Genomic DNA, 26,532 nt, shown 5'->3' with positions numbered 1-26,532 from the left:
CGCCCAGACCCCTCGCATTCCGACTCAGAGGTCGTTTTCTCCCGTTGTTTCATCCCGGAATCTGCTATTTGGTGTGCGGTGTCGGGTCGCGCCGGAGTGCGGCCTGGACCAGTACGAGGTCCGCCGCTACGTGGGCTGGTACCGGCACATCACCCTGGCCATGCTCGCCCACGCGTTCCTTGCGGTGATGGCCGTCCAGGAACGCGAAAAAGGGGTGACGAGGCCGACACACCCGACCTCGTGGACCTCACACCAGCCGAAATCCGTCGTCTGCTGGCAGCTCAACCCCACCGCGCTCCTGCACGCCGCGACCACGCGGTGAACTGGTCCCGATGGCGGCGCCGCCATCAAGCACGCGCCCGACGCTGTCACTACATGCGGCGTGGGCACACGATCGTGGGACGGCCGGCCCAAGACCGTCCCACACCTGCCGCACCCCCGCTACACTCCCCACCTCCAGGCCGTTGACCAGGAGAAATACAGAAGTCCGGCTGGAGTACTAGACGTTGCCGCCATTGGCCCAGGTCCACAACCATTGCCGCAGTGACGCGGTCGCATGGCGCAGACCGTCATGGGGGCCCTCGCCCCAACTTGGCACCCAGCCGTCTGCGTCATAGAGCAGCACAGGGTTGCCGACTGCGAGCAATGACAGATGCCACTGCATCGTGCAACCGCCCGACGCCAGGTACAACCATGACCCGGGCAGGCCTGCCGCACAGTCGCGTTCGTGTCTGGTGACCGAGCAGGGCCAGTCGATCAGGTCCCCCGACGCGCGCCGACCGTCGGTGAGCGAGGCCAGACCGCTGTCGGGCCCGAAGCCGCCGTCGCCGACCTCGGTGTAAACCCTCCGAAGGAGTGTCGGCAGCGGACTTCCGATGATCTCCTCGGCAGCCTCGACTTCAGGTGGCGTGGCTGGCGGAAACAACGGTCCGCGCGGAGCATCAGCGAAGTAGGCCGCCACCTCCTCGGCTTGCGACTTGAGCACGATCATCCCGTTGCTGCTGGAGCCGACCGTCTGGTTCCGAATGTGCTCCAGATGCTCCGGGCCAAAGCGTTCCTCGATCCACGCCCGTGGGACCGGCGCCGTGTCGAACCGCCGGCTCGGGTCCATGGCCTGGAACGCAACGAACACGTGACGCACCCACCCCCGACCCCGGCCCGCCCCCGTCACACACGCGCGAGGACACACCGGTGGGCTCCGCTGACCCACCGAGGCAGAGGAACCCGGCAGACCAGGGAGCCGTTGGCCACCGAAGGCCCACGCACCGCCAACGCCTCAAAGATTCCCGGCCCCTCGCGTCACGGCTGCGCACAGCGGCTCTCCCTCACCGGCCATCGGTCATCGGGCAACGGGGCCGAACGCCGGAAACCAGCCGCATCCCGTACGCACCATGGACGACCGGCGCATGCTCTCGCTACGCTCACCGAGCGATTGACAACGATGTCCAAGTCCGGGCGCAGCAGCTACGGAAAGCGGAGATCATCGATGGTCACACGGAGAGATCTGCTGCGGACGGGCAGCGCGGCTGTAGCGGCGGGCGGGCTGGGACTCGTACGGCCACCACGGGCCGGGGCCACCCCGGTGCCCCGCCTCCTTCCGTCTTTCGGTCGCCCCACCCGCCTCGACGTGGCCGACGTCAGCGCCCTCGACGGCCACGACCAACTGCTTCTCACGACTCTCCAGGGCGTCGTCAACCGCCGCGAACCACGCCTCTACTTCCGTTACGACACCGGGGACGCCGACCTGCGCTGGCTGGCCGGCACCGGCGCGGGCATCACCCCTCACGACCACGCCCTGGACCTGGTGAACCGGTACCGCCGCGAGGTGCACGGCGCCGTGCTGATCGACCCGGAGGTGCCCGACTCGGTCAATGTCGCCACCACCCTGGCCGGTCTGACCGACGCGGTGGCGGCCACCGCGGAACAGGCCGACCGTCACGGCCTCAGAACGGTCACCGACCTGCGCGGCCGCTTCGACCCCGACGACGTGCCCGCCACCTACCGCTGGCAGCTCCGCCACCTCTTCCCACGCTGCGCCCACACCCTGGTGGCCGGACTGCCGCCGGTCCGCACCGTGCCCGCCACGGGGGTGCGGTGGCGGGAGATCGCGAGGGAGACGGAGCGTGTGCGCGACAGTTCCAACCGCCGTACCCGCACGCTGGACCTGAGCCCGGAGCTGAGCGACGGCGGCAACGGCGGCGCCGTGTATCTGCGGTTCCAGGACTCCTTCGGCGACGACGGCTGGGGGGCGTCCGTGGGCTCCGTCGCCCTGTACGCCGACGGGGTGCAGACCGTCGGCTTCACCCCGGGCACCGAGGCCGAGAAGCCCTACCTCTTCGACGGCCTCAACTCCTCCATCGGCGGCGACGCCAACCGGTTCGGCGACGGCAACGGCGGCTACTTCGTCTACCGTTTCACCGTCCCGGGCGGCACGGAGCGGCTGGTCGCCGAGGTCGACCTGTGGAACCAGTTCCTCGTCACCGCCACCACCACGGCCCCGACCCGACTCGAACCGTTCCCCCACTTCCGTGACTACGCGGTCGCGAGCAGGGCCATGGTCCTGTGGCTGCCGCCCGTCGGTGAGACCGGTGACCTGCTCGACGACGCGCTGAGCCGGCTCGCGCCGACCACGCCCTACACCGGCTGGTTCCCCAACGACGTGGCCGGTGAATGGGGCGGCGTCGACCGCGCCTCGCGGCATGGCGTCGAGGTCGTCGCCACGGACTTCTTCATGAACGGGACGGTCCACGCGGGCGTGCCCGCGCGCGTCTCCAGCCGTGTCCGCACACGGCCGAAAGCGAGGCTCCGCAACCGCGTCTACGTCACTTTCACCGTCGGCGAGGGCGACAACGTGCAGTACTGCCAGCGTCGTATGCGGGACATCTGGGACGACCCGGCACGCGGCACCGTCCCCGTCAACTGGACCGTCAGCCCCCTGCTCGCCGACCTCGGCCCCGCGCTGCTCGCCCACTACCAGCGCACCGCCACCGACAACGACCTCCTCGTCTGCGGCCCGTCCGGCGCCGGTTACACCTACCCCGCCTCCTGGCCCGAGGAGCACCTGGCCGCCTACACCGAACTGACCGGCCGCTATCTGCGCCGCACGGGCATGGATCTCGCGTATGCATACAACCCGCGCAACGCGGCGGGCGACGGCTGGACCCCCTTCGACGAACGCGTCGTCTCCTCGTACGCCCGCTACACACCGCTGCGCGGCATCATCCAGTCCTGGGAGACCGGCGACCTCCAGACCCGCGCCGGCGGCATCCCGGTGATCGGCAACTTCTTTCCGCAGGGCAAGGGCCCGGAATTCCGGGACGCACTGCTGAAGCACATCGAGCACCGGGACCCGTCCCGCCCCCTGTTCATCGCCGCGGCCATCAACGCCTGGACCTGGGCACCGAACGACATCGCAGCCCTCGCGGCACTCCTGGACGACCCGTTCGAGGTGGTGCGCGGTGACGTCTTCTTCGAGTTGCTGAACAGGACCCACAACCGCAACTGACACCCCCGGACCACACTCCGGGGATGCCTCGGGACGGCCAACGCCGAGTACGCGTGCGACGAGCGCTTGTGCCATGCGACCCGCCGACCGGGCAGACAGCGCCCACATCCTCCACCGCGTCTGTCTGCGGGCAACCGCCGACAGGCCACCACGTCTCCGGCATCACGGATTTCCGTACTCCTCCACCAGGTTGCCGATAAGCGAGAGCAGCACGTCGACACGGTGGCGGTCCTCACGCTGGGCGCGCAGGGCCCGGTGGGTCTCCCGGAGCCGGGCCAGGGCGGCCGGTTTGCGGTCCTCGACCGCTTCGAGCGACGGATCGGTGATCAGATCCAGGTAGGCACTGAGCGTATTCCGTCACCGTCTTCTGCCCCAGCTCGCGACGCGCCTCTGCCACAGATGGCGCCGTACGCTTTTTCTCCGTGTAGATCTGCGTCAGGCGCTCGATCGCATCGTCCTGCGTGCCGAAGCCGCTCTCCTCGGACTGCCTTCCCAGCCCGTTCCGGAAACGGATCGTGTACGGATGCGGACACCGGGACGGCCGGGCACAGCCGCAGTCCTTGAAGAACGACCCCATCCCCCGGGCGAGCTGACGAGCCAAGAGACGCAACCTCCAAACGAGAGCCGGACATTCGCGCCCAGGCCCCGCCACGGCGGCTGTCAGGTCAGCAAGTCAGGACGCTCCCGCGTCCGATGCTGACCATTTGCTGACCTGAGCGGCCCCATCATGCCTCTGACCTGCACAAATGCCCAGATGCTAGATCTTGGACTTGAACATGGTGCGCAGCATCGAGGTACTCCTGGAGCTAGGCTCCCTGCCTGCGTTCTTGCAGGTCAAGGGCTGTTTCCCTACCTTACAACGAGTCGCGTGTCCGGTCAGCTCTCACCAGGTTTTTGACGACTGCACAAGCCTACGCAGCAGCCTCCGAAGGGTGTCCGTGATCACCGTCACTCTGGCCGTCTGCGCCGAGGTCAGGAGCCGAACCAGCGATTCTCATGACCATGGCTATAGCTCGTCTGGTGACTCCTGGCGGTGGCACAGGGCAGACGTCAAAGATGTTGGGGCCCCCGGCCCCGCGCGCTGGACGGTGGCCGGGCCTCCTCGCTCCGGATACACGAGGAGAGGTGCCCGAGCCAGAAGAGCGGCTCGTCCAAGAGCCCGGCCTGGTACGTGACATGATACGTGAGGGGACCACCGTCGTAATCCGCTATCCGGGCAGGATGCAGGTCTGCGCTGTTCATCACGGAGGACATCCTGCCGCCCTGGCTCCGCGTCCTTGGGACCGGGCGCACCAGCCGATCATTGCCGAACGGGACAGCGGTGCCCGCTACCGCGCCTCGGGCGCCAACGGGCACCGCCATGGGTTCCGATACGGGACCGACGTCAGGGCTTCATCGCGACGGCGCCGTACATGGCTATGTCGCGGCCGTCGATACCTTCCTGTTCAGGACCCGGACGCCAGAGGTGCACCTGGGTGACCCCCGGCTCCTGGATCTCCAGTCCGTCGAAGAACGACGTGGCGGTGGGAAGATCGCGTAAGGCCATCGGCATGTCCTGCCGCCGGTACTCCTCCGCCACGCGGTTCACTTCCTCGGGCGCGAAGTCGGCTGTGCCGATGGTCATCGCCAGGTAGCTGCCGGACGGCAACGGGGCCAGGAGCCGCTGGACCAACTGGCGGTCCGCGGGAGGCATGATGAAGTGCATGATGCCGATCACCATCAGACCGACCGGTCGATCGAGGTCGATCAGCTCGCGGAAGTCGCGGCTGCCCAGAATGGCGTCGGGGTCGTGCATATCGGCCTCGATGTAGGCCGTCGCACCCTCGGGCGTGCCGTGCAGCAGCGCGCGGGCGTGGGCGAGGACGATGGGGTCGTTGTCGACGTACACCACATGTGACTCCGGCGCCACCGCCTGCACGACCTCGTGGATGTTGGGCGAGGTGGGCAGCCCGGTCCCGATGTCGAGGAACTGTCGGATGCCCCGTTCCTCGGCAAGGTAGCGGGCCGCCCGGTGCATGAACCTACGGTTTTCCAGCATGTGGACCGGAAGGGCGGGCCAGTGCCGGCACATGGCATCGCCCGCCTCCGCGTCGACCGGATAGTTGTCCTTGCCGCCGAGGATGTAGTCGTAGACGCGGGCCGAGTGCGCCCGTGTGGTGACGATCCTGCTTTCGTGACCGTGAGGAGTGTTCATGCGGCACCTTCCTTGCGTTGGCACATCGGTGTGTTCCTCATATCCCCTGGCTCCGTTCACGAGAACGTGGCGTCGATCGTCCGGATGAGGACGTCTCGGATCAGGGCTTCGCGCGCCTCGGGCTCGGCGTCGTCGAGAGCGTTGGCGAAGTCCGCGGCGGTGTCGTTGTGGAAGGGACCGGTATCCTTCGCACCCCGATCCACCTCGATGCTGATCAGCCGTCCCTTGCCCGAACGATGCCGCAGTTGCAGGTCGAGACGCCCGGTCCGGTTCTGCCGAGTGGCGGTGGGCGGCTTTGCCTCCCGCTGGGCTTCATATCCCTGGTCGGTCGCCCAGTCGGCCACCGAGTCGGTGAAGAAGGCGGTCACCTCGGGGGTGGACAGGTCGCTGAACTGCTGTCGATTGAGCCAGGCCCGCAGGGAGCGGGCTGCGGCGTCGAGCCCGGCTTCTGTCATGACCGACAGTCTGCCCTGTGGGCCTGACAGCCCGTCACACGTTCGCCCGTTCCTCGCTCTGGCCGTCCGGCGGACGGGTACACGAGGGGCGTCTCCCGGAGCGGTGAACACCTGCCGGCAACTCGTGCTCATCGCCGTGGCCGGTCTCGGCGTGGTCGGCGGGCTGCTGGGTGTGCCGGCGGGGGCACCTGCTGCACGGCGTGGTCATGCCGCTGACGGGGCGCGCGGTGGGCACCGGTATCCGTCGCCGGTCGTCGATGTGTACGGGCCGGTCGAGCTGCTCCTGCTGGGGCTGGGCGGCGTCGTGCCGGCGATGCTGGGCGCGATGGTCCGGGCGGGTGGGCGGCCAGGGCCCGTACGGCCACGGCCCCGCACACCGAGTTCCGCATAGCAGAGTCCCGGTTGCGCCCACCCCAGGGATACGGGTCAGGGGCCCGCAGCGGAGGCTGCTGGGCCCCTGGACCGTAGTGGGGTCGATCCCCTGCCCGGGGAGTTACGCCGCCGCTCTGCGCTCGGCGAGCTGCGGCGTCCTGGCGGGGACTTCGGCGAGGTAGCGCTCGATCGAGTCGTCGAGTTCCTCAAGCCACGGTGTGTGATGCCGGGCGGCCAGGGTTCCCGTCATGACCGAGCGGTAGACACGGTCGCGGTAGCCCATGATGTCGGCCTTCTTGTCGCGCTTCCACGCGAGGAAGATCTCGACGACCCGGTCGAGGTCGAACTCGGGGTAGTCCGTCTGCCGCAGCAGATCACGCACGTAGTCGGCCTGGAAGCGGATCTCTTCGGCGTCCGAGGAGATCTCCTCGAAACGTTTCCGCCACTCGGCGATGGACGCGGAGCGTTCGGCCTCCGACGGCAGCTCGGCGCGGCCCAGGATGAGGTCGCGTACGTACCATGCCTGCGCGTCGAACATGTTGAAGGTGAACCACTGGTCCTGCGCGCCGAGGTAGGCCAGACGCGGGTTGTCCTGCCACACGACACCGCGGTAAAGACCGTCCGGGTACACGTTGTTCGGGGAGGTCAGCGCGAGGTCGTCGGGCAGGAACGAGTACTTGTGCAGGTAGCCGGTGCACAGGATGACGGCGTCGATGTGCTTGGAGGTGCCGTCGGCGAAGTGGACCGTGTTGCCGTCGATGCGCTCGATGGTGGGACGTTCCTCGAAGCCGTCGGGCCAGTCGTACCCCATCGGCGCGGAACGATAGCTCGCCGTCACCGAGCGCGCGCCCATCTTGAACGCCTGGCTGCCGATGTCCTCGGCCGAGTAACTGGAGCCGACGACGAGGATGTCCTGCCCCTGGAGGCCCTCCGCGCCGCGGAAGTCGTGCGCGTGGACGATGAGCCCGGGGAAGGTCTCGATGCCAGGGAATTGCGGCACGTTGGGGAAAGTGAAATGACCGCTGGCGACGACCACGTGGTCGAACTCCTCGGTCGTCGTTTCCCCGGTGGGGAGATGCTCGACCGAGACTGTGAAGATCTCACGCTCGGCGTCGTATTCCGTCCAGCGCACGACGGTCTGGAAACGGATGAAATCGCGCACGTTCGTCTTCTTCAGCCGGCCGGCGATGTAGTCCCACAGGACCGGGCGCGGCGGGTACGAGGAGACGGCGCGACCGAAGTGCTCGTCGAAGGTGTAGTCGGCGAACTCCAGCGCTTCCTTGGGCCCGTTCGACCACAGATTGCGGTACATGCTCGAGTGCACGGGCTCGCCGTACTCGTCGAGTCCGGTGCGCCAGGTGAAGTTCCACTGGCCGCCCCAGTCGGCCTGTTTCTCAAAACAGACGATCTCGGGGATGTCCGCCCCCGCGCGCGCTGCGGTCTCGAACGCCCTTAGCTGAGCCATACCCGAGGGGCCGGCACCGACAATCGCTACTCTTTTTCCGTTCGCCACGAATGTTCCTTTATTTTCACCTTGCAGCCCCGCACCCACCCTTACGGGCAGGACAGGGCCATCCGGTCGCCAGAATCCGCACGTATCGACCGGTCCAGAGAGGCGGATTTCTTTTGACTGTAGCAGGATTGGCTAAATTTAGCTAATTTGCTCTCGCAATCACCAGTGCCAGCCGGTCGGGAGTGCCGACCCCGGCAGCCGGTCCGGCCATGCCGCCGCAGGCCGCCATCAAGCCTCACTCTCGCCGGATGAACTGCGGAATCATCCCCCCGCCAGGCGTGACGGGGGTCGCCCCTCGGGCGGCCACGAAGATCGTCAACCTGCATGCCTTCACCCCTTTGAACTTCACATCGGCAACGCAACAGAAAGGGTGAATGGCGCCCTGGAAGAAATGTGCCCGACGAGAGCTCCTTCCCGGTCTGCGCGATCTCATTCCTCCTAGACGCGGAAGGAAGCGGAGCCGCGATCTGGTTCTCCGTCCTGTCCGGGTGAAGGCGTGTCAGGGGCGCCCCAGGGATCGGCCCACCTGCCCCGGGCCGTCGCCTGCCGGAGGCGGGTGGGGGCAAGGCCGATGACGCCCGCTGCTCCTTCCCGCCACACCGTCGCGCACCCGCCACACCGGCGCGGCCGACGATCACCTGGCACGCCTGGAGAAGCGCAACGACCTGTTCGTCTCCCGGGTCGGCCTGGGCCCACGGCCGGGTCCGGGTGACCGATGACTGTGCCGCGGTGGCCGTGTGGAGCACACCCGAGACCGCCGACGCCGGAGACGTGTTCGCCGAGCCGGGACCGCGGATCGCCGGGATCACCGGGCTCGCCGGGGACCGTGCGCGGGCATCGGCCGAGGCGGGGGCCGCCCTGCGGCAGCACAGGCCCTCCGGGCCGGTGTGGTTCCTCGACTCGCCGGCCCGTGGACGGCCGGTGGGCGGTGGTGATCGCCGCGCCCCGGGAGGCGGCCTGGGGCCGGCCGGTGACGGCGCCGACCGGATGCCCGTCAGGAAGGACGGCGTGTGCCCGAGTCCACCGGCGGCCCCGACTCGCTCCTGGCCGTCGGCGGCCCGCACCGGGACCGGGACCCGGTGGCGGCGTGGCGCATCACGACGATCGGCCGGAGCGCGGCCACGCGCCCAGCGGTCCGGCGCGCACGCCGCGTGGCGGCGGAAACGCCGCTGTCGCCGGGGTCAGTAGTAGACCGCGATTCTGCCCCGGGGGCCGTCGACGACCTCGACGGGGGTGTCGAAGATGTCCGTGAGGACGTCGTCGCGCATGATCTCGTCCGGGCCGCCGAAGTGGCGCACGGTCCCGTCCTTCACCGCGCAGATGCGGTCGGCGTAGTGGCCGGCGAAGTTGATGTCGTGGAGCACGATCACGATCGTGCGTCCCAGTTCGGTGGCCGCGCGGCGCAGGTGCCGCATCATCTGCACGGAGTGCCGCATGTCTAGGTTGTTGAGGGGTTCGTCCAGCAGCAGGTAATCGGTGTCCTGCGCGAGCACCATGGCGACGTAGGCGCGTTGGCGCTGGCCGCCGGAGAGCTGGTCGAGGTAGCGGCCTTCCAGTTCGCGCAGTCCCAGGAAGTCGATGGAACGGCTGACGATCTCTTCGTCCTGGCGGGTGAGGCGTCCTCGGGAGTGGGGGAACCGTCCGAATCCGACGAGTTGACGCACGGTGAGGCGGGTGACGAAGTGGTTCTCCTGGCGCAGGATCGAGACGATCTTGGCGAGGTCCTTCGAGTCCGTGGCGGCGATGTCGTAGCCGGCGATCTCGATGGCTCCCGAGTCGATGCCCAGCAGTCGGCCGATCATGGTCAGCAGGGTCGACTTGCCGGCGCCGTTGGGGCCGACGAGGGCGGTGAGGCCGCCGGCGGGGATGGTGAGGTCGACGGGGCCGATCGCGACCTCGCTGGTGTAGCGCTTGGCGACCTGCCTGAGGGTGATCACAGCCGTCCCTTTCTCAGGATGTGGACGAGGAAGAACGTGCCACCGACGATCTCGATGATGACGCCGACCGAACCGGCCGCGTAGAAGATGTTCTTGAGGACGAAGTAGGCGCCGCCCAGGACGACGATGCCGGTGAGCCAGGCGACGGGGAACACGTAGCGGTGGTCGTGGGTGTCGGCGAGCTGGTAGGAAAGCATCGCGACGAGGAAACCGAAGAACGTCATCGGGCCGATGAGCGAGGTGGAGACGGCCATCAGCAGCGAGACGAGCAGCAGCACGACGATCGTCTCGCGCCGGTGGTTCACGCCGAGGTTGGTGGCGGCCTCGCGGCCGAGCGCGAGGACGTTGAGGCGACGGCCCCCGGCCCACAGCATCCCGCCGGCCACCGCGGCGATCGGGAGCGAGACGGTGAGGTAACTGGCGTCGGCGTTGGCGATGCTGCCGATCAGGCGTGCGGTGAGCACGTCGAACTCGGTGGGCGTCAGCAGCCGTTGCATGAAGGTCGACAGCGCCCCGAGACCGCCGCCGAGAACGATCCCGATCAGCAGCATGAGCTGGATGTTGCCGTGCTTGCCGGACAGCAGCCCGCCGTAGAGCACGGCGGCGAAGGCGACCATGAGCACGACCTGGGCGACGAACTGCCACACGCCCTGGACGAGGGTGGCCCCGGCGACGCCGAGGAAGAAGACCGCGCCGGTCTGGATCACCCGGTAGAGGGACTCGAACCCCATGATCGAGGGGGTGATGATGCGGTTGTTCGTCACGGTCTGGAACGCGACCGTCGCCAGTGCCTGGCAGAACGCGACGACGACGATGATGACGACGCTCGTCGCCCGCAGTTCGGCGATGCGCCAGAACCCGGTGGTGCCGAAGGGCATCGGGTTGTCCCAGGCGAGGCTGCCGACGACGACGAGCGCGCTGAGCACGGCCAGTGCGGTGAGAACGGCCCAGTACCGGCGGTGCGTTCGCGCGGTCGGCAGGGCGCCGGAGTGGCGGACCGCGCGCGGGGCGGCGGGGGTGACGGTCTGTTCAGGCATGGCGGCGCTGTCTCAGCAGGAGGGTGATGAACACGAACGAGCCGAAGACCGCCAGGATCAGGGCGACCGGCACTTCGAAGGGCATGACGACCAGGCGGCCGATGATGTCGCAGACCGTGACCGTCGCGATGCCGGCCAGGCATACCCAGGGCAGGTTCGACCGGAGGTCGTCGCCGCGGAACAGGGAGACGATGTTGGGCACGATGAGCCCGAGGAAGGGCAGGTTGCCGACGACGACCGTGACGATGCCGGTGGCGATGGCGATGAGTCCGGTGCCCAGCAGCACGACCCTGTTGTAGTTCAGGCCGACGTTGGTGGCGATGTCCTGGCCGAGGCCGGCCACGGTGAAGCGGTCGGCGGCGACGAACACGGCCACGACGACGATCGCCACCGCCCACAGCGGCTCGTACTGGCCGCGCAGCACCGAGGTGAACGAGCCGAGGAACCACACGCCCATGCTCTGGAGCATGTTCGTGGACAGCGCGACGTAGGAGGAGACCGCGCCGACGACGGCGCCGAGCATCATGCCCACGATGGGGACGATGATCGAGGAGCGCAGGGTGATCCGGCGCAGGAACAGGAAGAAGACCATCGTCCCGGCGAAGGCGGTGACGACCGCTCCGGTCATCTTCACCAGCAGCGGCGCCCCCGGCACGAGGACCGTGATCAGCAGCAGCCCGAGCCCGGCCCATTCGGTCGTGCCGGTGGTGGTCGGTTCCACGAAGCGGTTCTGCGTGAGTTGCTGCATCACCAGGCCCGACATCGCCATCGCCGCTCCGGCGAGCACGAGCGCGATGGTGCGGGGGACGCGGGTGATGACGAACATCTCGGCCCCGTCCTCCCCGCCGAAGATGTCGTAGACCCCGACGAAGAGGGACAGCACGACGAGTCCCGCCGTGACGACGAGGCCGATCAGCAGCGGCCAGGTGAACAGGCGGGCCTCGGGCACACGGGCGCGGGCGGACGCGGCATCCGGGTGCGGCGGTCGCTCGGCTGCCGGGATGCCGGTGGGCGGGACGGTCATGCGGGTGCGCTCTCGGTCGACGACGGGGGTGATGCGGGCGGCGTCGGTGGTGTCACGACGCCACGACGGGGGCCCGCGGGCCGGGCCGGGGGCGCCGGCTCGGCCCGCAGGCCCGACAGGTCCTGCCCGTCACCTCAGGCGTTCGCCTCAAGCTTGTCGGCGAGGTCGTTGAAGAAGGTCGTGTAGGTCTGGATGCCCTCGTTCACGTAGGTGAGCTGCGGGAAGTACATGATGTTGCCGTTCTTGACGGCGGGGACGTTCCGCAACGCCTCGGAGTTCGCCAGCAGTTCGTTGGCCGGAACGTAGGAGTCCGAAGAGCCCTTGCTGACGGCCGCGTCGCGGTCGAGTGCGATGATCAGGTCGGGCTTGGCCGCGGCGATCGCCTCGACGGAGATGTCGTCGCCCTGGTGGTCGCCGGAGCCGTCGGTCTTGATCGCGGGCGTCAGTCCGAGGATGTCGAAGACCGGGCCGACCGTGCGACCGGTGCCGGGCGCCGCGTAGTTGATCTCGCCGCCCGAGGTGATCACCCCGATGACGCTGCTCTTCGGGTCGTAGGCGTCCTTGGCGCGCGCGATCGCGGCGTCGAAGTCGTCGATGAGCTTCCGCGCGTCCTTCTCGTGCCCGAAGATCCGTCCCAGGCCCTCCACCTGCCGCTTCAGCTCCTCGTCGAAGGGCTTGCCCTCCCGCGGGTCGAGCTCGACGATCGTCGCGTCGGGGGCGAGCTTCTTGAAGTCCTTGTAGTACGAGGCGAAGCGCTGCCCGTTGATGATCAGATCGGGGTCGGCCGCGACGACCGCCTCCAGGTCGGGTTCGTTGTGCGTCCCGAGGTTCACGATCGACTTGTCGGTCTTGTAGGGGTTGTCGGCCGCGATCAGGTCGACGGGTGCGGCGCTGAGTTCGACACCCCAGTCGGACAGGGTCTGGAACGTACGGTTGTCGGTGGCGACGACGCTCTTCGCCGGCAGCTTGACCTTCTGCGTGCCGTGGTTGTCCTCGACCTCGACCGACGACGCGGCAGCCGCCTTCGCGGCGTTGTCGGCCGACCCCTTCCCGTCGGAGTCACCGCCCGCGCATCCGACAAGTCCGAACGCCAGGACGGTCGATACCGCGGTGGCGGCGAGGAGGTGGCGGCGCTGCGTGAGCATGGTGCGGGAACTCCATTCCAGCGGGTGGCGTCCGCGCACGGCGCGGCGCCGACGGAAGTCGGGATCGATGTGGGCGTTCCGGCACGGAAGAGGCCCACACCGAGGTAAGCGTAGCCTTACCTTACATACGCCTCATTCGGCCGGTACCTGGGGTTCCGTTTCTCGCAGCCACCGCCCGCGCGTTCATGGGCCCGGCCCCGTACGGCACCGGCCCGCGGAGCGAGCGGCCCGGGGGCCGGCGGGGGCCCCGGATACACTCGTCCGCATGGTCCGACCGTCCCCTGGTGAGGCGAGCCCCGGGATGTGGCGGCGCGAAGCGGGCACCGTGGTGCGCCGGGACGTGGGGCTCCCGGAACGGCCGGCGGCCCCTTTCGCCATCACCGCCGGGTTCCGGATTCCCCGCGTCCCCACGGAGTGGGCACCGCACTCACACCCCTTGCACGAACTCGTCTGGGTACGCGGGGGAACGCTGACGTCCCGCGTCGAGGACCGCGTCTTCACCGTGTCCCGGGGGTACGGGCTGTGGATGCCCGCCGGAGTGGTGCACGGGGGCCGGGCCACGGCGGGGGCCCGGTTCCACGACGCCTTCTTCGTCCCCGACCGCACGCCGTTCGCGTTCGGGGAACCGAAGGCGATCGCGATGACGCCGCTGCTCGAATCGCTGCTGACCCATCTGTCCCGCACGGACCTCGCCGCGGCGGCCAGGGCGCGGGCGGAGTCGGTCGTGTTCGACGTACTCGAACCGTCGAAGCGTCAGTTCGCCCTGCACCTGCCCGCCGACCCCCGGATCGACGCGATCGCCGAAGCGCTGCTGGACGATCCCGCCGACCGCCGTTCGCTGGACGAGTGGGCGCGGTGGCTGGGGACCAGCGACCGCACGATCACCCGCGCCTTCCGTCAGACGACCGGTCTCTCCTTCGCGCAGTGGCGGCAGATGCTGCGTGTGCACCGGGCGCTCACGCTCCTGTCCGAGGGCTTCGACGTGACGACCGTCTCCGAGACGCTCGGCTACGCGCAGCCCAGCACCTTCATCACCGCTTTCCGGCGGGTCATGGGGACCACGCCGGGCGCGTTCTTCGACTCGGCCGACGGCGACGGCGACGGCGACGGCGACGGCGACGGCGACAGCGACGGCGACGGCGACGGCGACAGCAACGGCGACGGCGACAGCAACGGTGTCCGGAATCCCGTATCGGGCGTCCAGAACTCCTGATTGTCGACATGGCGAGCGGAATGTAGCCTCTTCGAAGTTAGGTAACCCTTAGTTGCTGCGCGCCGCGACAGCTCTGCCCGTGCGGGGAAGAGCGTCGCGGCCCGGCCGGTGCAGCCCGGCCGGAGGGTGCCGCATTCCTCGCCCCTCCGACCACCGGACTCACCCATGTTCACCAGCCCCTCCCGGCACACCGGTCGCCCGGTGACCGACCCCGCCACCCCGGCGCCCGCCCTCAGCGGGCACCACCTCGTCCTGCGGTACGGCGGCGAGCCGGTCGTCCACCATGTCTCGATCGCCCTGGAACCGGGCCGCGCGACCGCCCTGGTGGGGCCCAACGGCAGTGGCAAGTCCACGTTGCTGCGCGCGCTCTGCCGACTCCATCGGCTGGACGGCGGCCGGGTGACGCTCGGCGCCCCCGACGGACGGCCCGAACGGGACGCGGCCCTGCTCAGCGCCCGCCGGTTCGCCCGGGAGGTCACCCTGTTCTCCCAGTCGAGGCCCGCGCCCCAAGGTCTCACCGTCACGGAGGTCGTGGCGTTCGGGCGCCACCCCTACCGGCGTGGCTTCGCCGGGCCGACCGCCGCGGACCGGACCGCCATCGACCGCGCCATGGACGTCACGGGCGTGCGGGACATGGCCGGACGGCCCGTCGGGGAACTCTCCGGCGGGGAGATGCAGCGCGTCTGGCTCGCGGCCTGCCTGGCCCAGGACACCGGCGTCGTGCTGCTGGACGAACCGACCAACCACCTGGACCTGCGCTACCAGATCGAGACGCTCGACCTGGTGCGCGACCTCGTCGAGGAGCACGGCATCGCGGTCGGGATCGTGCTGCACGACCTCGACCAGGCGGCCCGGGTCGCGGACACGCTGGTCCTGATGCGCGCCGGCCGCGTGCACGCGACGGGCGCCCCCCTCGACGTCCTCACCGCCGAGAACATCGGCGAGGTCTACGACATCCGTGTCGACGTCGGCGTCGATCCCCGCACGGGCCGCCTTCGCATCGACCCGATCGGCCGACACCCCGCCTGAGGCGGCGCGTCGAGCCCCTCCCCCTCACTTCCACGCACCGCAAGAAAGAGGAACCCTCATGAACCGAGCCCGTACCCTGGCGGCGGCAGCCTCCACGGGACTCCTCCTCCTCGCCGCGACGGCCTGCGGCACGACCGACGTCGACACGACCGAGGCCGGCGGCGGCACCAACGCGGCGCCCGCGTCGCAGAGTTGCGCCGAGGACACCACGACCACCTCGACGAAGCCGGTTTCCCTCACGGACGGCGTCGGCCGGCAGGTGAAGCTCGACAAGCCCGCCGAGCGGATCGCGGTCCTGGAATGGCAGCAGGTCGAGGACGCGCTGACCCTCTGCGTCACCCCCACCGCGGTCTCCGACGCCAAGGGCTACAGCACCTGGGTCAGCGCGGAGAAGCTGCCCGACGGGGTGACGGACATCGGCACCCGTGAGGAGCCCGACCTCGACACCCTCTACGCGGCCAAGCCCGACCTCATCGTCGTCGAGGCGTTCGACGCCGACGACGAGACCATCGTGAAGCTGGAGAAGCGCGGCGTCCCCGTGATGGCCACGCGGGGTGCCGACCCGGACGACCCGATCGGGAACATGCGGAACGTGTTCAGCATGATCGGCAAGGCGACGGGGCGCACCGAGCGGGCCGACCGGGTACTCCAGGAGTTCGACGAGCACCTGGCGACGGCGAAGAAGCGCGTCACCGACGCCGGCCTGCCGACCGACGACTTCCTCTTCTTCGACGGATGGCTCCAGGGGAACAACCTCACGATCCGCCCCTACAGCGACGGCGCCCTGTTCACCGAGATAGGCAAGGAACTCGGCATGAACCCCGCGTGGACCGACGACGTCGACAAGGCTCACGGCGACGGCGGCGTCGACCCCGCCTACGGCCTCGCGCAGACCGACGTCGAGGGCCTCACCGCGGTGGGGAACGCCAACCTCTTCTACGCCAACGACGAGGGAGCGGGCGGCTACGTCGCGGCGCTGGCCAAGAACCCGATCTGGAAGACCCTGCCGGCCGTGAAGGAAGGCCGCGCGCACGCCTTCCCGGCGCGGGTGTGGGGCGCCGGCGGTCCGCGCTCCTGCGCGCAGGCGATCGACGCGTACGTCGACGTACTCGAAAAGAAGTGAGGACACCGCGGACACCGGCACCCGCGGCGGGACCGCTGCCGCGCGCCGGGCGCGGTGGCGGCCCCGCCGGGGTGGCCGTCCTGGCACTCCTGCTCGCCGTGACCGCCCTGGTGGGGATGTGGCACCTGACGCAGGGGACCTCGGGCGTCGGCGTCGGCGACCTGGTACGCCACCTCGCCGGACGGCGGGAGGAAACCGGTGGTGCGCCGGTCGGCGAGATCCTCACCGGCTCGCGCCTGCCCCGTCTGCTCGCGGGCGTGGCGGTGGGCTTCGCCCTCGGCTGCGCCGGCGCGCTGCTCCAGTCCGTCACCCACAACGCGCTCGCCTCCCCCGACACCCTCGCGGTCACGGCCGGGGCCTACTTCACCGTCACGCTCGTCGCCGCCTTCGGCCTCGCCGTCCCACTGTGGGCGTCGGGCGCCGTGGCCTTCGCCGGTGGACTGGTCGCGGCGGCACTCGTGCTGGTGCTGGCGGGCCGCGCGGCGGGTACGGCGGGCACCCGTCTCATCCTCGCCGGATCAGCGACGGCGATGGCCCTGGACGCGGCGACCGGGATGCTCCTCATCCTGTTCGACCAGAACACGACCGGGCTCTACGCCTGGGGAAGCGGTTCGCTCGCCCAGCTCGACATCGACGCGTCGGTACGTGCCCTGCCCCTGCTGGCCGTGGTGTTGTGCGTGGCTCTGGCGCTGTCCCGCCGGCTGGACGTGATGAACCTCGGCGACGACACCGCGTCCACCCTCGGCGTGCCGATCCGGACCACCCGCGTCGTCGCCGTGGTCTGCGCGGTGCTCCTGACCAGCACGGCGGTGACACTCGCGGGCCCGATCTCCTTCGTCGGCCTCGGCGCCCCGGTCCTGGCCCGCCTGATCGCGGGACGGGTCCGGGCCTGGCGCCGGCACCTCCACTCGGTGCCGGCGGCCGGGCTGCTCGGCGCGCTGCTCATCCTGCTCGCGGATGTGTCGCTGCGCGCGGTGCGGGGCGCGGACGGGGCCGCGGCCATTCCCACCGGTGTGCCGACGGCGCTGCTCGGCTCCGTCGTGATCGTGGTCCTCGCGCTCCGGCTGCGCGACACGGGCCAGGTCCGGCAGCCACCGCGCTCGCGGGTCGCCACCCGCTCACGCCGCGCGTTCCTCCTCGTCGTGTGCGGTGCGGTGGCACTCCTGGCCGTGGCGGTCCTGGTGGCGGTCCTGGCGGGGAGCCTCTGGCTGCGGACCGGGGACCTCGCGCTCTGGGTCCGGGGCGCCGCCCCGGGGCTGATCGGCCAGGCGCTCGACGACCGGGTCCCGCGCGTGATCGCCGCGGTCCTCGCCGGCGCGGCGCTCGGACTGGCCGGCTGCGTCGTGCAGGGCGCGGTACGCAACCCGCTGGCGGAGCCGGGAGTGCTCGGCATCACGGCGGGCGCCGGGCTGGGCGCGGCCGGCGTCGTGACCTCGGGGCTGCCCGGCGGACGGCCCGTGCTCATCGCGGTGGCGGTCGCGGCGGGGCTCGCCACGTTCGCGCTGATCGCCCTGTTGTCGTGGCGCGGCGGCTTCCTGCCCGACCGGTTCGTCCTGGTCGGCATCGGCTGCCGGTACGGCCTCAGCTCGGTGACCACCTTCCTGCTGCTGCGTGCCGACCCGTACAACACGCCCCGGATCTTCACCTGGCTCTCCGGTACGACCTACGGCCGCACGCTGTCGGACGTCGTACCGGTCGCGGTGGCCCTGGCGGTGGCCCTGCCCGTGCTGCTCGCCCTGCGCGGCCGGCTCGACCTGCTCGCCGTCGACGAGGACACCCCGCGCATCGTCGGTGTCAGGGTCGAACGCACCCGCTTCGCCGCCCTGGCGATCGCCGCGGTGCTGGCGGCGCTCAGCGTGATCGCCGTCGGCGTCGTCGGCTTCGTGGGGCTCGTCGCCCCGCACCTCGCCCGGTCGCTGGTGGGCGCCCGGCACGGCCGCGCGATCCCGGTCGCGATGCTGCTCGGCGGAGTGCTGGTCTGCGTGGCCGACGCGCTCGGCCGCACGCTGGTCGCGCCCGCCCAGGTGCCGGCGGGCCTCATGATCGCGCTGGTCGGAGCCCCGTACTTCGTCTGGGTGCTCCGGCAGTCCCGCGCATGACGCCGGGCCGCGGCACGACCGCGCCGTCGTGGGCTTGGCGGCACCGGCGCGTCGACCGGCCCCTCGTCCCCGCCGAGCCGTCCGGGGAGCACCCGAACGCCCTCCCAGAAGGAAGAGACCGTGCAGAGCACCGTGGTCCCGTTCACCTCCGATACGTCAACGACCCTGCTGGGGCGGCTCGGACACCATGAGGTGCCGGAGCGCTGGCACACGGTCGACCGTTCCGCCCACGCCCCTCACCTCGTCGCCGTCGCCGGAGACGACGGCGAGGAGTGGACCGCTGCCGCGCTCGTGTCGGCACGCCCGCACACGGCCTATCTGAAGATCGTCGACGCCGTCGGCGACCTGGCGGCGGCCGTCGCGGCCGTCGTCGCCCACGCGCGCCGCCGGGGGCTCGCGCAGGTCAAGTGGGAAGGGTGGACGGCAAGTCCCGAGGACGCCGCCGCCCTCGGCTTCGCCCCGTTGCGTCCCCCGCTCACACCGGCCGGGCACACGGCCGGGCCCGACGCCGGTTACGTGCGCTGGCTCCACGACGACGTACCGGCCGAACCCGCGTACTACGGCCAGACCACGCACTTCACGTGCGGTGCCGTCACCGCCCTGGTCGCGCAGGCGCACGCGGGGGCGCGGCCCTGGGAGGCGCTCGACCGCGAGGCGGAGCTGACGCTGTGGCGCGACGCGACCAACTTCCCCGCCTGCGAGCCCGTCGGACTGGGCGTCGCCGTACGCCGGGCCTGGCCGTCGTCCCCCGTCACCGTCCACCTCGACGTGGACCGGCCCGTCCTGCTCGACCACCACCCGGAGAACGACCGGGAGTGGCGTGCCCTGCTCCAACGCGCGTCACGCGCGCGGGCCGGGTCGCTCGGCGTCCCGATCGACCCGCGCCGCCTCTCCGTGACGGCGATCCGTGGCGCGATCGGCCGCCGGGAACACGTGCTGCTGCTGGTCTCGCTCGACGGGATGCAGGGCTTCGACGTACCGCACTGGGTCCTGTGCCACGGCGCCGTCCCCGGCGCGGTCGTCGTCGAGGACCCGTGGGCCAACGCGGTGGCGGGTGACACCTGGGTCGACGCCCATCTGCTGCCCGTCCCCGACCGGTCGCTCGACACGATGGCGGCCGTCTCGGCAGACCGCTTCCGCGGTGCCGTGACCATCGGTCCGCCGCCACCACGCGGTGCGCCCGCGGGGGAACGGGCGACGGGTGGACCCGACGAGATCAGTTCTCGTGCCGGCGGCGCACCATTTCGGTGATCCAGACGGGCGCGAAGGGAGACGTGCAGCCCGGGGGCGTCGGGTAGTCCTTGAGCACCTGGAGGCGCTCGCCGATCCCGATGGCACGGGAGCGGTGCTCGGCGTGCTCGATCCCGATCTGCGCGAGGCAGTGGTTCATCGCCCACTGCAGGCGGTCCGGGGCGTCCTTCAGCTCCGCCTCGATGACGTCGAGCAGCCCCGCCAGATCGAGGCCCTCCGGGTTCTTCGCCACCCGTTCGGTGGTCAGCGCCCAGCCGGCACTGGCGACCACCGGACCCGGGTCGGCGGACCAGGCGAGACGCAGCTCTTCGGAGTGCGGGTTCTTCTTCACCACGTAGTTCACGAGCCAGTCGTGCACCTTGGGGGTGCGCGCCTCGCGCAGCATGACGTCCAACTCGGCGCCCTCGAACTCCTTCGGTCGGCAGATCAGGATCGCCAGCAGCCTCGCCGCGCTGTCGCCCGTCTCCCACAGCCGGCCCGCGAGCGCCTGCTGCTTCTTCAGCCGTTTCGCGAGCGCGCGCAGCTTGCCCAGGTTCACACCGTGGTCGTCACCGTGGTTCTCGTTCACCTGGCGTGTCTTCGGGTCCGCGAGCTCGGCGAGCTCGGCCATCACCTCGGCCACGGTCGCTTCGGGCATCTCGGCCTCCTGTCCGGCGCATGAGCGCTTCAGCCTACGACGACGAGCCGGCCGCCCCTCATAGATACCAGCGCGGTATCATCACCGTATGGCGATGACACTCCGGCTCCCCGAGGACCTTGACGCGAAGCTCACCGAGCGTGCTCGTCGCGAGGGCCGCAGCAAGCAGGAACTCGCCATCGAGGCCATCCGTGACGCCCAGGCGCGAGCCGAGCTGAAGGTCGACGACGTCCTGGCCGAGCTGATGGAGAGCGATGCGGAGATCCTGGACTACCTGAAGTGACCGCGGTGCGCTACGTCCAGATCGACGAGATCCTGGCCATCGCCCGCGCGGTCAACGGTACCGAGCACAGCGTGCGCGACATGGGACTCCTGGTCTCCGCGATCGAACGGCCCCGGACCGACGTGTTCGGGTCCGAGCTGTATCCCACGGTGCACGAGAAGGCGGCGGCGCTGCTGCACTCCGTCGCCCGCAATCACGCGCTGGTCGACGGCAACAAGCCCATCGCCTGGCTCGCCATGCGCGTCTTCCTGCGGTTCAACGGCGTGAGCGCCGGTACGGTCCCGCCGCCCGTCCACCTCGCCGGCCCGTTCGTCGAGGACGTCGCGCAGGACCACCTCGACGTGCCGGTCATCGCGAAACGGCTGTCGGTCTGGTTCCCCCTCGCCTGACACGCGGCCCGGACCCTCAGCGGGGCGGCGCGACCAGCCGTCCCTGGTAGACGAGCGAGGCGGCCTTCTTGAGGGTGCGCAGCCGGACGCTGATCGTGTAGGCGGTGATCCCGGGCACCGTCGCCAGCCGGCGGCTGAGCCAGTCGTAGAAGTCGGCGGTGTCCGTGCACATGACGATCGCCATGAGGTTCTGCGCCCCGGCCGTGGCGCAGGCGAAGAGGACCCGGGGAAGCGCGGCGAGCGCCGAGCCCGTCTCGTGGAGCAGTGCGGGAGTGGTCTCCAGCCAGAGCGCGGCGCTGAAGGGGTAGCCCAGCTTCTCCAGGGCCAGGTCCACGTCGTAGAAGAGCGTGCCCGAGCGCTCCAGCGCCTCCAGACGCCGCGCGACCCGGCCCGTGGTCCAGCCGGTGCGGTCGGCGAGCGTGGCCTGACTCGCCCGGCCGTCCTCGGCGAGCGCGGCGAGCAGTGCGGCGTCCTCCTCGTCCGGTTCGACCGGCGGGCCCTGCGGTGTCGTACGCGGGTGGTGCCGGTGGAGGGAGGTCACCGCCTCCTCGGGGAGCGAGGGGCCGAGCCGTCCCCAGGCGGCGCCGGGCGGGGAGTAGCTGTGCAGCGTCATACGGGTGTCGACCTCCAGCACCCCCGGCGTGCGGGCGAGTTGGCGCAGCACCTCCGGCATCCGCCCCTCGTGGGGTGTCGCCATCGAGCACACGATCTCCGAGCCGCCGAAGGAGATGTGCGCGAAGGAGACCTCGGGAAGCCGCGTCAGCGCCTCGGCGCACGCGTCGATCCGGTCGGGGCGCAGCGAGATCCGGACGACGCTCGCCACCAGGCCCTGCACCGCGGGGTCGACGAGCCCCACCACCCGTACCGTCCCCGTGCGGCGCATCGCCCGGTAGCGGCGCGCGACGGTCTGTTCCGAGGCCCCCACCACCTCTCCGACCAGCCGGAACGGTGCCCGGGGTGCGATGTGCAGCGCGTGGAGGATATGGCTGTCCAGGGTGTCGAGCATGGAGCAAGTATGGGGTGAGACGCCTTGGTGTGCAGGTTTCCTTCGGTTCTGCGGGCTTGGTTTGATGGAAAGAGCCCTGTCGGTGGAGGCTGGACAGGCTCGATGTCCGTTCATCGGGCCCCCGGCCGACGGCGTCCGGCACGGCCCGGTTCGTACGGCCCGGTTCGTACGGGCTCCCGCTCATATGGTTTCTGGCCCGTGCCGTTCCCGGCTCGTGCGGCCGGACACCGGCCCCGAGGTCCCCTGTCGGCCCGTCTGTCTGTTCCCCGCGCCGGTCCTCGGCGCCGCTAAGGAGTCGTGTTGTCCCAGTCACCGCCCTCAACCGTGCCTCGTCGGGGGACGACCATCGTCCTGGCCTGCCTCGGGGTCTTCGTCGCCTACCTGCCGGTGACCAGCGTCTCGGTGAGCCTGACCGCCATCCAGTCGGCGCTGTCCACGACGACCTCGCAGTTGGCCTGGGTGTCGGACGCCTTCGTGCTGCCGATGGCGGCCTTCATCCTCACCGCCGGGATCTTCGGCGACGTACACGGCCGGCGCAAGGTCTTCGTCACCGGGCTGCTGCTCTCCGCCGTCGGCGCGGCCACGTCGCTCACCGCGCACTCGATCGGCCAACTGTGGGCCGGGCAGGCGCTGTCCGGGCTCGGCGCCGCCGCGCTGCTGCCCACGACGCTGGCCCTCATCAGCCACGCCGTACCCGACCACCGTGAGCGCGGGAAGTTCATCGGCATCTGGGCGATGTGCCTGCTGGGCGCGCTCGCCGTCGGCGGTGTGCTGGCCGGATCGATCCTCGGCCACGTCGGCTGGCGCTGGATCTTCCTCGTACCGCTCCCCGTCGCGCTCGTCGCCGTCGTCATCTCGCTGCGGGCCCTGCCCGAGTCGCGCGCGCCGCGCGCCGGTCGGCTCGACTGGCCCGGACAGATCACGGCCGCGCTCGCCATCACCGCGCTCGTCTACGGCGTCATCGAGGGGGGCGCCGGTTCCTTCGGTGACCTACAGGTGGTCGTCGCGCTCGCCGTCGCCGTCGTCAGCGGTGTGCTCTTCGTCGTGACCGAGCGGCGCTCCGCCCACCCGATGCTCGACCTCGCGCTCTTCCGCAGCCCGGGTTTCACCGCCACCACCCTCGTCGCCATGATCATGTTCCTGGGCATGATCGGCTTCTTCTTCGTGCTGAGCCTCTACTTCGGCATGGTCCAGCGGCTCGACACCCTGGGCATCGCCTGGCGGCTGCTCGTGATCACCGGGGCCGCGCTGGTCGTCAGCGGTATCGCCGGGCGCGTCATGCACCGGCTCTCGCCCCGCTTCATGATCACCACGGGTCTGCTCCTGGTGACGGCGTCCCTGCTCACCCTGCTCGGCGCCGATGCCGGTACCTCCTTCGGCGCGCTCTCCTGGCGGCTGCTCCTGCTGGGGCTGGGCATGGGGCTGGTGACGACGCCGATGACGGCCACCGCCGTCGCCTCCGTACCGCATCCGCTGGCCGGGATGGCGGCCGCCGGCAACAACGCCTTCCGGCAGGTCGGCGGAGCGCTCGGTCCCGCCGTGCTCGGCGCGCTGCTCACCAGTCGTGCCGTCTCCTCCCTCCCCGGCCACCTCGCCGACGCGGGGGTGCACGGTGCGCTGGCCGACCGGATCACCGCCGCGTCGCGTGACGCGGGCCTCGGCGCGGTGGGCTCGATGGACCTCGGTCCCCGGGCCGGCCAGGTCTGGGGCGCGGTCGGTGAGGCATTCCTCGACGGCATGCGCCTGTGCCTGATCGTTTCGGCGGGCCTGACGTTCCTGGCGGCGGTCCTCGCCTTCGCCCTCGTTCCTCCCGGCACGGGACGCAAGCGCTCGGTGAGGGTCGCCGGCGAACCGGCCGCGCGGGTGCCCGCCGTCCCGGACCGGCGTGAGGTCGAGACGGAGACGCCCGCCTGACGGGCGCCTTCCCGAGGAAGGTGAACCCGGCGAGGTCCGTGCCCGCCGCAGTGCCCCGGATACACTGCTCCCCTCCCCCACCTGACCGGAGGTCACCGGAGTGTTCCGCCCACGGATACTCGCCGCCGCTCCGTCGGCTCTGGTGGTTCTCGCCCTGTCCGGCTGCTCCTCCCTCTGGAGCTGCGCCGACACGATCGCGGAGCGCGGCGAGGCCGGGGTCAGGGTGCGGGTCGAGGGCGTTTCCGGACGGCCTCTCGACGTCACCGCCGAGGTCGTCGACTGGCGTCTCGAACCCCACCCGCAGGTGCCCTCCCACGGCGACAGGGTCCACTTCCACTACCGCTTCGACGGGCCCGACCACAGCTCCGGCCCTGCCGTGGACGCCTGCGCGGTCGACGTGGAGCGCGTGGCGCTGATGTGTCAGACGGTCTACTCGTCCGAGGCGTTCGGGCCGGACGGTGCCCGCACGGGCGACTCCTGGCTCTCCGTGGACCACCCCGAGCAGGTGGCCGGAGTGCTGTTGATCCCCAATGACCAGTCCTCCAAGGGACGCACCTGCGAGCAGGACGTCAAGGACGGTGGCGGGCCGCATCCTCCGGAACACGCCGGCGTCGGAGACCGGCTGTAGGCCGTCAGTCGGTCGGTGAGCCGGCGGCGGGAACGCCTCCGGCTGCCGTACCGGTGGTGGCGAAGCGTTGGCGGTAGGCGGTGGGCGTGATGCCCAGGTGGCGGACGAGGACGCGGCGGAGGGTCTCGTCGCTGCCGAGTCCGCTGTGCCGGGCCGCCGAGGTGACGCTGTGCCCGTCGAGGAGGAGTTGCCGGGCGCGGTCGAGACGGACCCGCTCGACCCAGCGGGCGGGGGTGGTGCCCAGTTCGGTGTGGAACAGCCGGGTCAGGTGCCGGGGGCTGACGGCCGCGGCGCGGGCCATGGACGGCAGAGAGTGATCGGCGGCCGGGTCGGCCAGCACGGAGTCGATGAGGGTGCGCAGCAGGTCGTTGCGCGGGGGCGGAGCGGTGTCCGTGGTGAACTGCGACTGTCCGCCCGGACGTCGCAGGAAGACGACCAGTTCGCGGGCGATGCGGCGGGCCGCGTCGGCTCCGTGGTCGTCCTCGACGAGGGCCAGGGTCAGGTCGATGCCCGCGCTGATGCCCGCGGAGGTGATGAACCGCCCGTCGCGTACATGGATCGCGTCCGGCTCGACGCGTACCCCGGGGTGACGGCGGGCGAGGACGTCGGCGTGCCGCCAGTGCGTGGTCGCCCGGCGCCCGTCGAGCAGGCCGAGTTCGGCCAGGACGAAGGCACCGGTGCACACCGAGGCGACCCGCGTCGCCCGCGCGGCCACGGCGCGGGTCGTCTCCAGCAGCTCCGCGTCCCCCGGCCGCTCGGGCAGGCGGTCGCCCCCGGCCACGAGCACCGTGTCGACCCGGCCGGCCTCGGTGGCCGTCACGGTGCCGCTCAGCGGCATCCCGGTCGAGGTTCCGACCTCTCCACCACGCGGGGAGATCAGGACCAGGTCGTAGGGGAGGCCGAGCCGGTTCGCCTGGTGGAGGACCTCCGCGGGGCCGCTGACGTCCAGCAGGGTCACACCGTCGAACACCACGAAGCCCACACGATGCGTCATGTCCGTATCTGTGGTTTCTCTGTCAGGAAGGACATGGCGCCAGGGTACGTGCCCGGCGACACTGGAAGCAGAACCACCGACACGAGGAGAGAGAGGCGAGAGCGGCATGAGCGAGTCGATCGCGGACGTGCGGGTCCCGGACAGTGCTCTGGCGCGGGAGGCGACCGAGCTGGTCCGCGAGGCGGCCTCACCGCTGCTGTTCGACCACTCCCGGCGCGTGTTCCTCTGGGGAGCGCTGCGCGGGCGCGAACAGGGGCTCCGGTTCGATCCGGAGCTGCTGTACGTCGGGGCGATGTTCCACGACCTGGGGCTGACCGAGCGGTTCCGCCGCACCGACCAGCGTTTCGAGATCGACGGTGCCGACGAGGCACGGCGGTTCCTGCGCGCCCACGGCATCACCGGCGAGGGGGCCGACCGGGTCTGGACGGCGATCGCCCTGCACACCACGCCGGAGATCCCGCTGCACATGGCCCCCGAGATCGCCCTGGTCACCCGAGGGGTGGAACTGGACGTCCTGGGCATCGGCTACCACGCGGTCTCCGACGAGCAGCGGGCGGCCGTGGTGGAGGCCCACCCCCGCCCGGACTTCAAGAACCGCATCCTGGCCGCGTTCACCGAGGGTGTCCAGGACCGCCCCGAGACGACGTTCGGCAACATCAAGGCCGACGTACTCGCCCACTACGTGCCCGGATTCGTCCGCGGGGACTTCGTCGAGGTCGTCAAGAACTCCGCCTGGCCCGAATGACCCGGGCTCCCGGCCGACGGGGACCGGCCGGCGCCGCGA

The 26,532-nt window shown here is 70.6% G+C and carries 22 protein-coding genes and 1 pseudogene; 12 read left to right on the top strand and 11 right to left on the bottom strand.

What is annotated here, in order from left to right:
- Positions 1 to 94: 94 nt before the first annotated feature.
- Positions 95 to 322 (top strand): annotated as a pseudogene (locus tag J5Y05_RS05860) (IS701 family transposase); the annotation flags it as partial.
- A 177-nt stretch (positions 323 to 499) separates the two neighbouring features.
- Here the strand turns inward: J5Y05_RS05860 and J5Y05_RS05855 are convergent.
- On the bottom strand, positions 500 to 1,132 hold the full coding sequence (locus tag J5Y05_RS05855; protein ID WP_307853716.1) for an SMI1/KNR4 family protein: 633 nt from the start codon (positions 1,130 to 1,132) through the stop codon (positions 500 to 502).
- Between the two features lie 495 nt (positions 1,133 to 1,627).
- Here J5Y05_RS05855 and J5Y05_RS05850 point away from each other — a divergent pair, with 495 nt between their 5' ends.
- Positions 1,628 to 3,505, top strand: coding sequence for a GxGYxYP domain-containing protein (locus J5Y05_RS05850; RefSeq protein ID WP_307853715.1), 1,878 nt, complete (start codon positions 1,628 to 1,630; stop codon positions 3,503 to 3,505).
- Between the two features lie 1,384 nt (positions 3,506 to 4,889).
- Here the strand turns inward: J5Y05_RS05850 and J5Y05_RS05845 are convergent.
- From J5Y05_RS05845 to J5Y05_RS05810, 7 genes are all read right to left on the bottom strand, one after another.
- Positions 4,890 to 5,699 (bottom strand): SAM-dependent methyltransferase, encoded by an 810-nt coding sequence (locus J5Y05_RS05845; protein WP_210868747.1) that lies wholly within the window; start codon positions 5,697 to 5,699, stop codon positions 4,890 to 4,892.
- A 56-nt stretch (positions 5,700 to 5,755) separates the two neighbouring features.
- Positions 5,756 to 6,154 carry a DUF4259 domain-containing protein gene (locus J5Y05_RS32580; protein WP_372450460.1) on the bottom strand — a complete coding sequence of 133 codons (399 nt, stop codon included), beginning with the start codon at positions 6,152 to 6,154 and terminating at the stop codon, positions 5,756 to 5,758.
- Between the two features lie 493 nt (positions 6,155 to 6,647).
- Positions 6,648 to 8,039, bottom strand: a complete 1,392-nt coding sequence (locus J5Y05_RS05830; protein ID WP_307853713.1) for a trimethylamine monooxygenase — start codon at positions 8,037 to 8,039, stop codon at positions 6,648 to 6,650.
- Positions 8,040 to 9,220: 1,181 nt separating this feature from the next.
- On the bottom strand, positions 9,221 to 9,976 hold the full coding sequence (locus J5Y05_RS05825; protein WP_210868743.1) for an iron ABC transporter ATP-binding protein: 756 nt from the start codon (positions 9,974 to 9,976) through the stop codon (positions 9,221 to 9,223).
- Positions 9,973 to 11,013, bottom strand: coding sequence for an iron chelate uptake ABC transporter family permease subunit (locus tag J5Y05_RS05820; protein WP_210868741.1), 1,041 nt, complete (start codon positions 11,011 to 11,013; stop codon positions 9,973 to 9,975). The genes J5Y05_RS05825 and J5Y05_RS05820 overlap by 4 nt, the downstream gene beginning before the upstream one ends.
- Positions 11,006 to 12,037, bottom strand: coding sequence for an ABC transporter permease (locus J5Y05_RS05815; protein ID WP_210868739.1), 1,032 nt, complete (start codon positions 12,035 to 12,037; stop codon positions 11,006 to 11,008). The genes J5Y05_RS05820 and J5Y05_RS05815 overlap by 8 nt, the downstream gene beginning before the upstream one ends.
- A 134-nt stretch (positions 12,038 to 12,171) precedes the next feature.
- Positions 12,172 to 13,182: a siderophore ABC transporter substrate-binding protein gene (locus J5Y05_RS05810; RefSeq protein WP_210868738.1), complete on the bottom strand. Its 1,011-nt coding sequence runs from the start codon at positions 13,180 to 13,182 to the stop codon at positions 12,172 to 12,174.
- A 265-nt stretch (positions 13,183 to 13,447) separates the two neighbouring features.
- On the opposite strand from J5Y05_RS05810, the gene J5Y05_RS05805 reads away from it, so the two are divergent.
- The 5 genes from J5Y05_RS05805 to J5Y05_RS05785 all read left to right on the top strand — a co-directional run bounded on the left by J5Y05_RS05805 (position 13,448) and on the right by J5Y05_RS05785 (position 19,897).
- Entirely contained in the window at positions 13,448 to 14,395 is a 948-nt protein-coding gene (locus J5Y05_RS05805; protein ID WP_307853712.1) for a helix-turn-helix domain-containing protein, read from the top strand.
- A 165-nt stretch (positions 14,396 to 14,560) separates the two neighbouring features.
- Positions 14,561 to 15,424, top strand: a complete 864-nt coding sequence (locus J5Y05_RS05800) for an ABC transporter ATP-binding protein (RefSeq protein WP_210868737.1) — start codon at positions 14,561 to 14,563, stop codon at positions 15,422 to 15,424.
- Positions 15,425 to 15,482: 58 nt separating this feature from the next.
- On the top strand, positions 15,483 to 16,547 hold the full coding sequence (locus tag J5Y05_RS05795; RefSeq protein WP_210868736.1) for an iron-siderophore ABC transporter substrate-binding protein: 1,065 nt from the start codon (positions 15,483 to 15,485) through the stop codon (positions 16,545 to 16,547).
- Positions 16,544 to 18,646 carry an iron ABC transporter permease gene (locus J5Y05_RS05790; protein ID WP_210868735.1) on the top strand — a complete coding sequence of 701 codons (2,103 nt, stop codon included), beginning with the start codon at positions 16,544 to 16,546 and terminating at the stop codon, positions 18,644 to 18,646. Before J5Y05_RS05795 ends, J5Y05_RS05790 begins: the two co-directional genes overlap by 4 nt.
- 120 nt (positions 18,647 to 18,766) lie before the next feature.
- Entirely contained in the window at positions 18,767 to 19,897 is a 1,131-nt protein-coding gene (locus tag J5Y05_RS05785; protein WP_210868734.1) for a peptidase C39 family protein, read from the top strand.
- On the opposite strand, the gene J5Y05_RS05780 is transcribed toward J5Y05_RS05785, so the two are convergent.
- Complete coding sequence (locus J5Y05_RS05780; RefSeq protein ID WP_210868733.1) at positions 19,863 to 20,534, bottom strand: DNA alkylation repair protein; 672 nt, start codon at positions 20,532 to 20,534, stop codon at positions 19,863 to 19,865. The genes J5Y05_RS05785 and J5Y05_RS05780 overlap by 35 nt on opposite strands.
- Positions 20,535 to 20,622: 88 nt before the next feature.
- Between J5Y05_RS05780 and J5Y05_RS05775 the strand changes: the two genes are divergently transcribed.
- Positions 20,623 to 20,817, top strand: coding sequence for a ribbon-helix-helix protein, CopG family (locus J5Y05_RS05775; RefSeq protein WP_210868732.1), 195 nt, complete (start codon positions 20,623 to 20,625; stop codon positions 20,815 to 20,817).
- Positions 20,814 to 21,206: a type II toxin-antitoxin system death-on-curing family toxin gene (locus J5Y05_RS05770; RefSeq protein ID WP_210868731.1), complete on the top strand. Its 393-nt coding sequence runs from the start codon at positions 20,814 to 20,816 to the stop codon at positions 21,204 to 21,206. Before J5Y05_RS05775 ends, J5Y05_RS05770 begins: the two co-directional genes overlap by 4 nt.
- A 16-nt stretch (positions 21,207 to 21,222) precedes the next feature.
- Here the strand turns inward: J5Y05_RS05770 and J5Y05_RS05765 are convergent, their stop codons facing one another.
- The gene (locus J5Y05_RS05765; RefSeq protein ID WP_210868730.1) at positions 21,223 to 22,212 is read right to left on the bottom strand and encodes an Lrp/AsnC family transcriptional regulator; all 990 of its coding nucleotides are present in this window, start codon (positions 22,210 to 22,212) and stop codon (positions 21,223 to 21,225) included.
- Positions 22,213 to 22,536: 324 nt separating this feature from the next.
- On the opposite strand from J5Y05_RS05765, the gene J5Y05_RS05760 reads away from it, so the two are divergent.
- Positions 22,537 to 24,126: an MFS transporter gene (locus tag J5Y05_RS05760; RefSeq protein WP_210868729.1), complete on the top strand. Its 1,590-nt coding sequence runs from the start codon at positions 22,537 to 22,539 to the stop codon at positions 24,124 to 24,126.
- A 142-nt stretch (positions 24,127 to 24,268) separates the two neighbouring features.
- Complete coding sequence (locus J5Y05_RS05755; protein ID WP_372450459.1) at positions 24,269 to 24,754, top strand: hypothetical protein; 486 nt, start codon at positions 24,269 to 24,271, stop codon at positions 24,752 to 24,754.
- Between the two features lie 4 nt (positions 24,755 to 24,758).
- On the opposite strand, the gene J5Y05_RS05750 is transcribed toward J5Y05_RS05755, so the two are convergent.
- Positions 24,759 to 25,748, bottom strand: a complete 990-nt coding sequence (locus J5Y05_RS05750) for a GlxA family transcriptional regulator (RefSeq protein WP_210868725.1) — start codon at positions 25,746 to 25,748, stop codon at positions 24,759 to 24,761.
- 106 nt (positions 25,749 to 25,854) lie between these two features.
- On the opposite strand from J5Y05_RS05750, the gene J5Y05_RS05745 reads away from it, so the two are divergent.
- Positions 25,855 to 26,493, top strand: coding sequence for an HD domain-containing protein (locus J5Y05_RS05745; RefSeq protein ID WP_210868723.1), 639 nt, complete (start codon positions 25,855 to 25,857; stop codon positions 26,491 to 26,493).
- Positions 26,494 to 26,532 lie beyond the last annotated feature (39 nt).

Origin of the sequence: Streptomyces tagetis, from assembly GCF_018069565.1 — a bacterium.
Taxonomy (GTDB): Bacteria; Actinomycetota; Actinomycetes; order Streptomycetales; family Streptomycetaceae; genus Streptomyces; species Streptomyces tagetis.
Note: the sequence above shows the minus strand (reverse complement) of the source record. Positions and strands in the feature narration are given on the sequence as shown.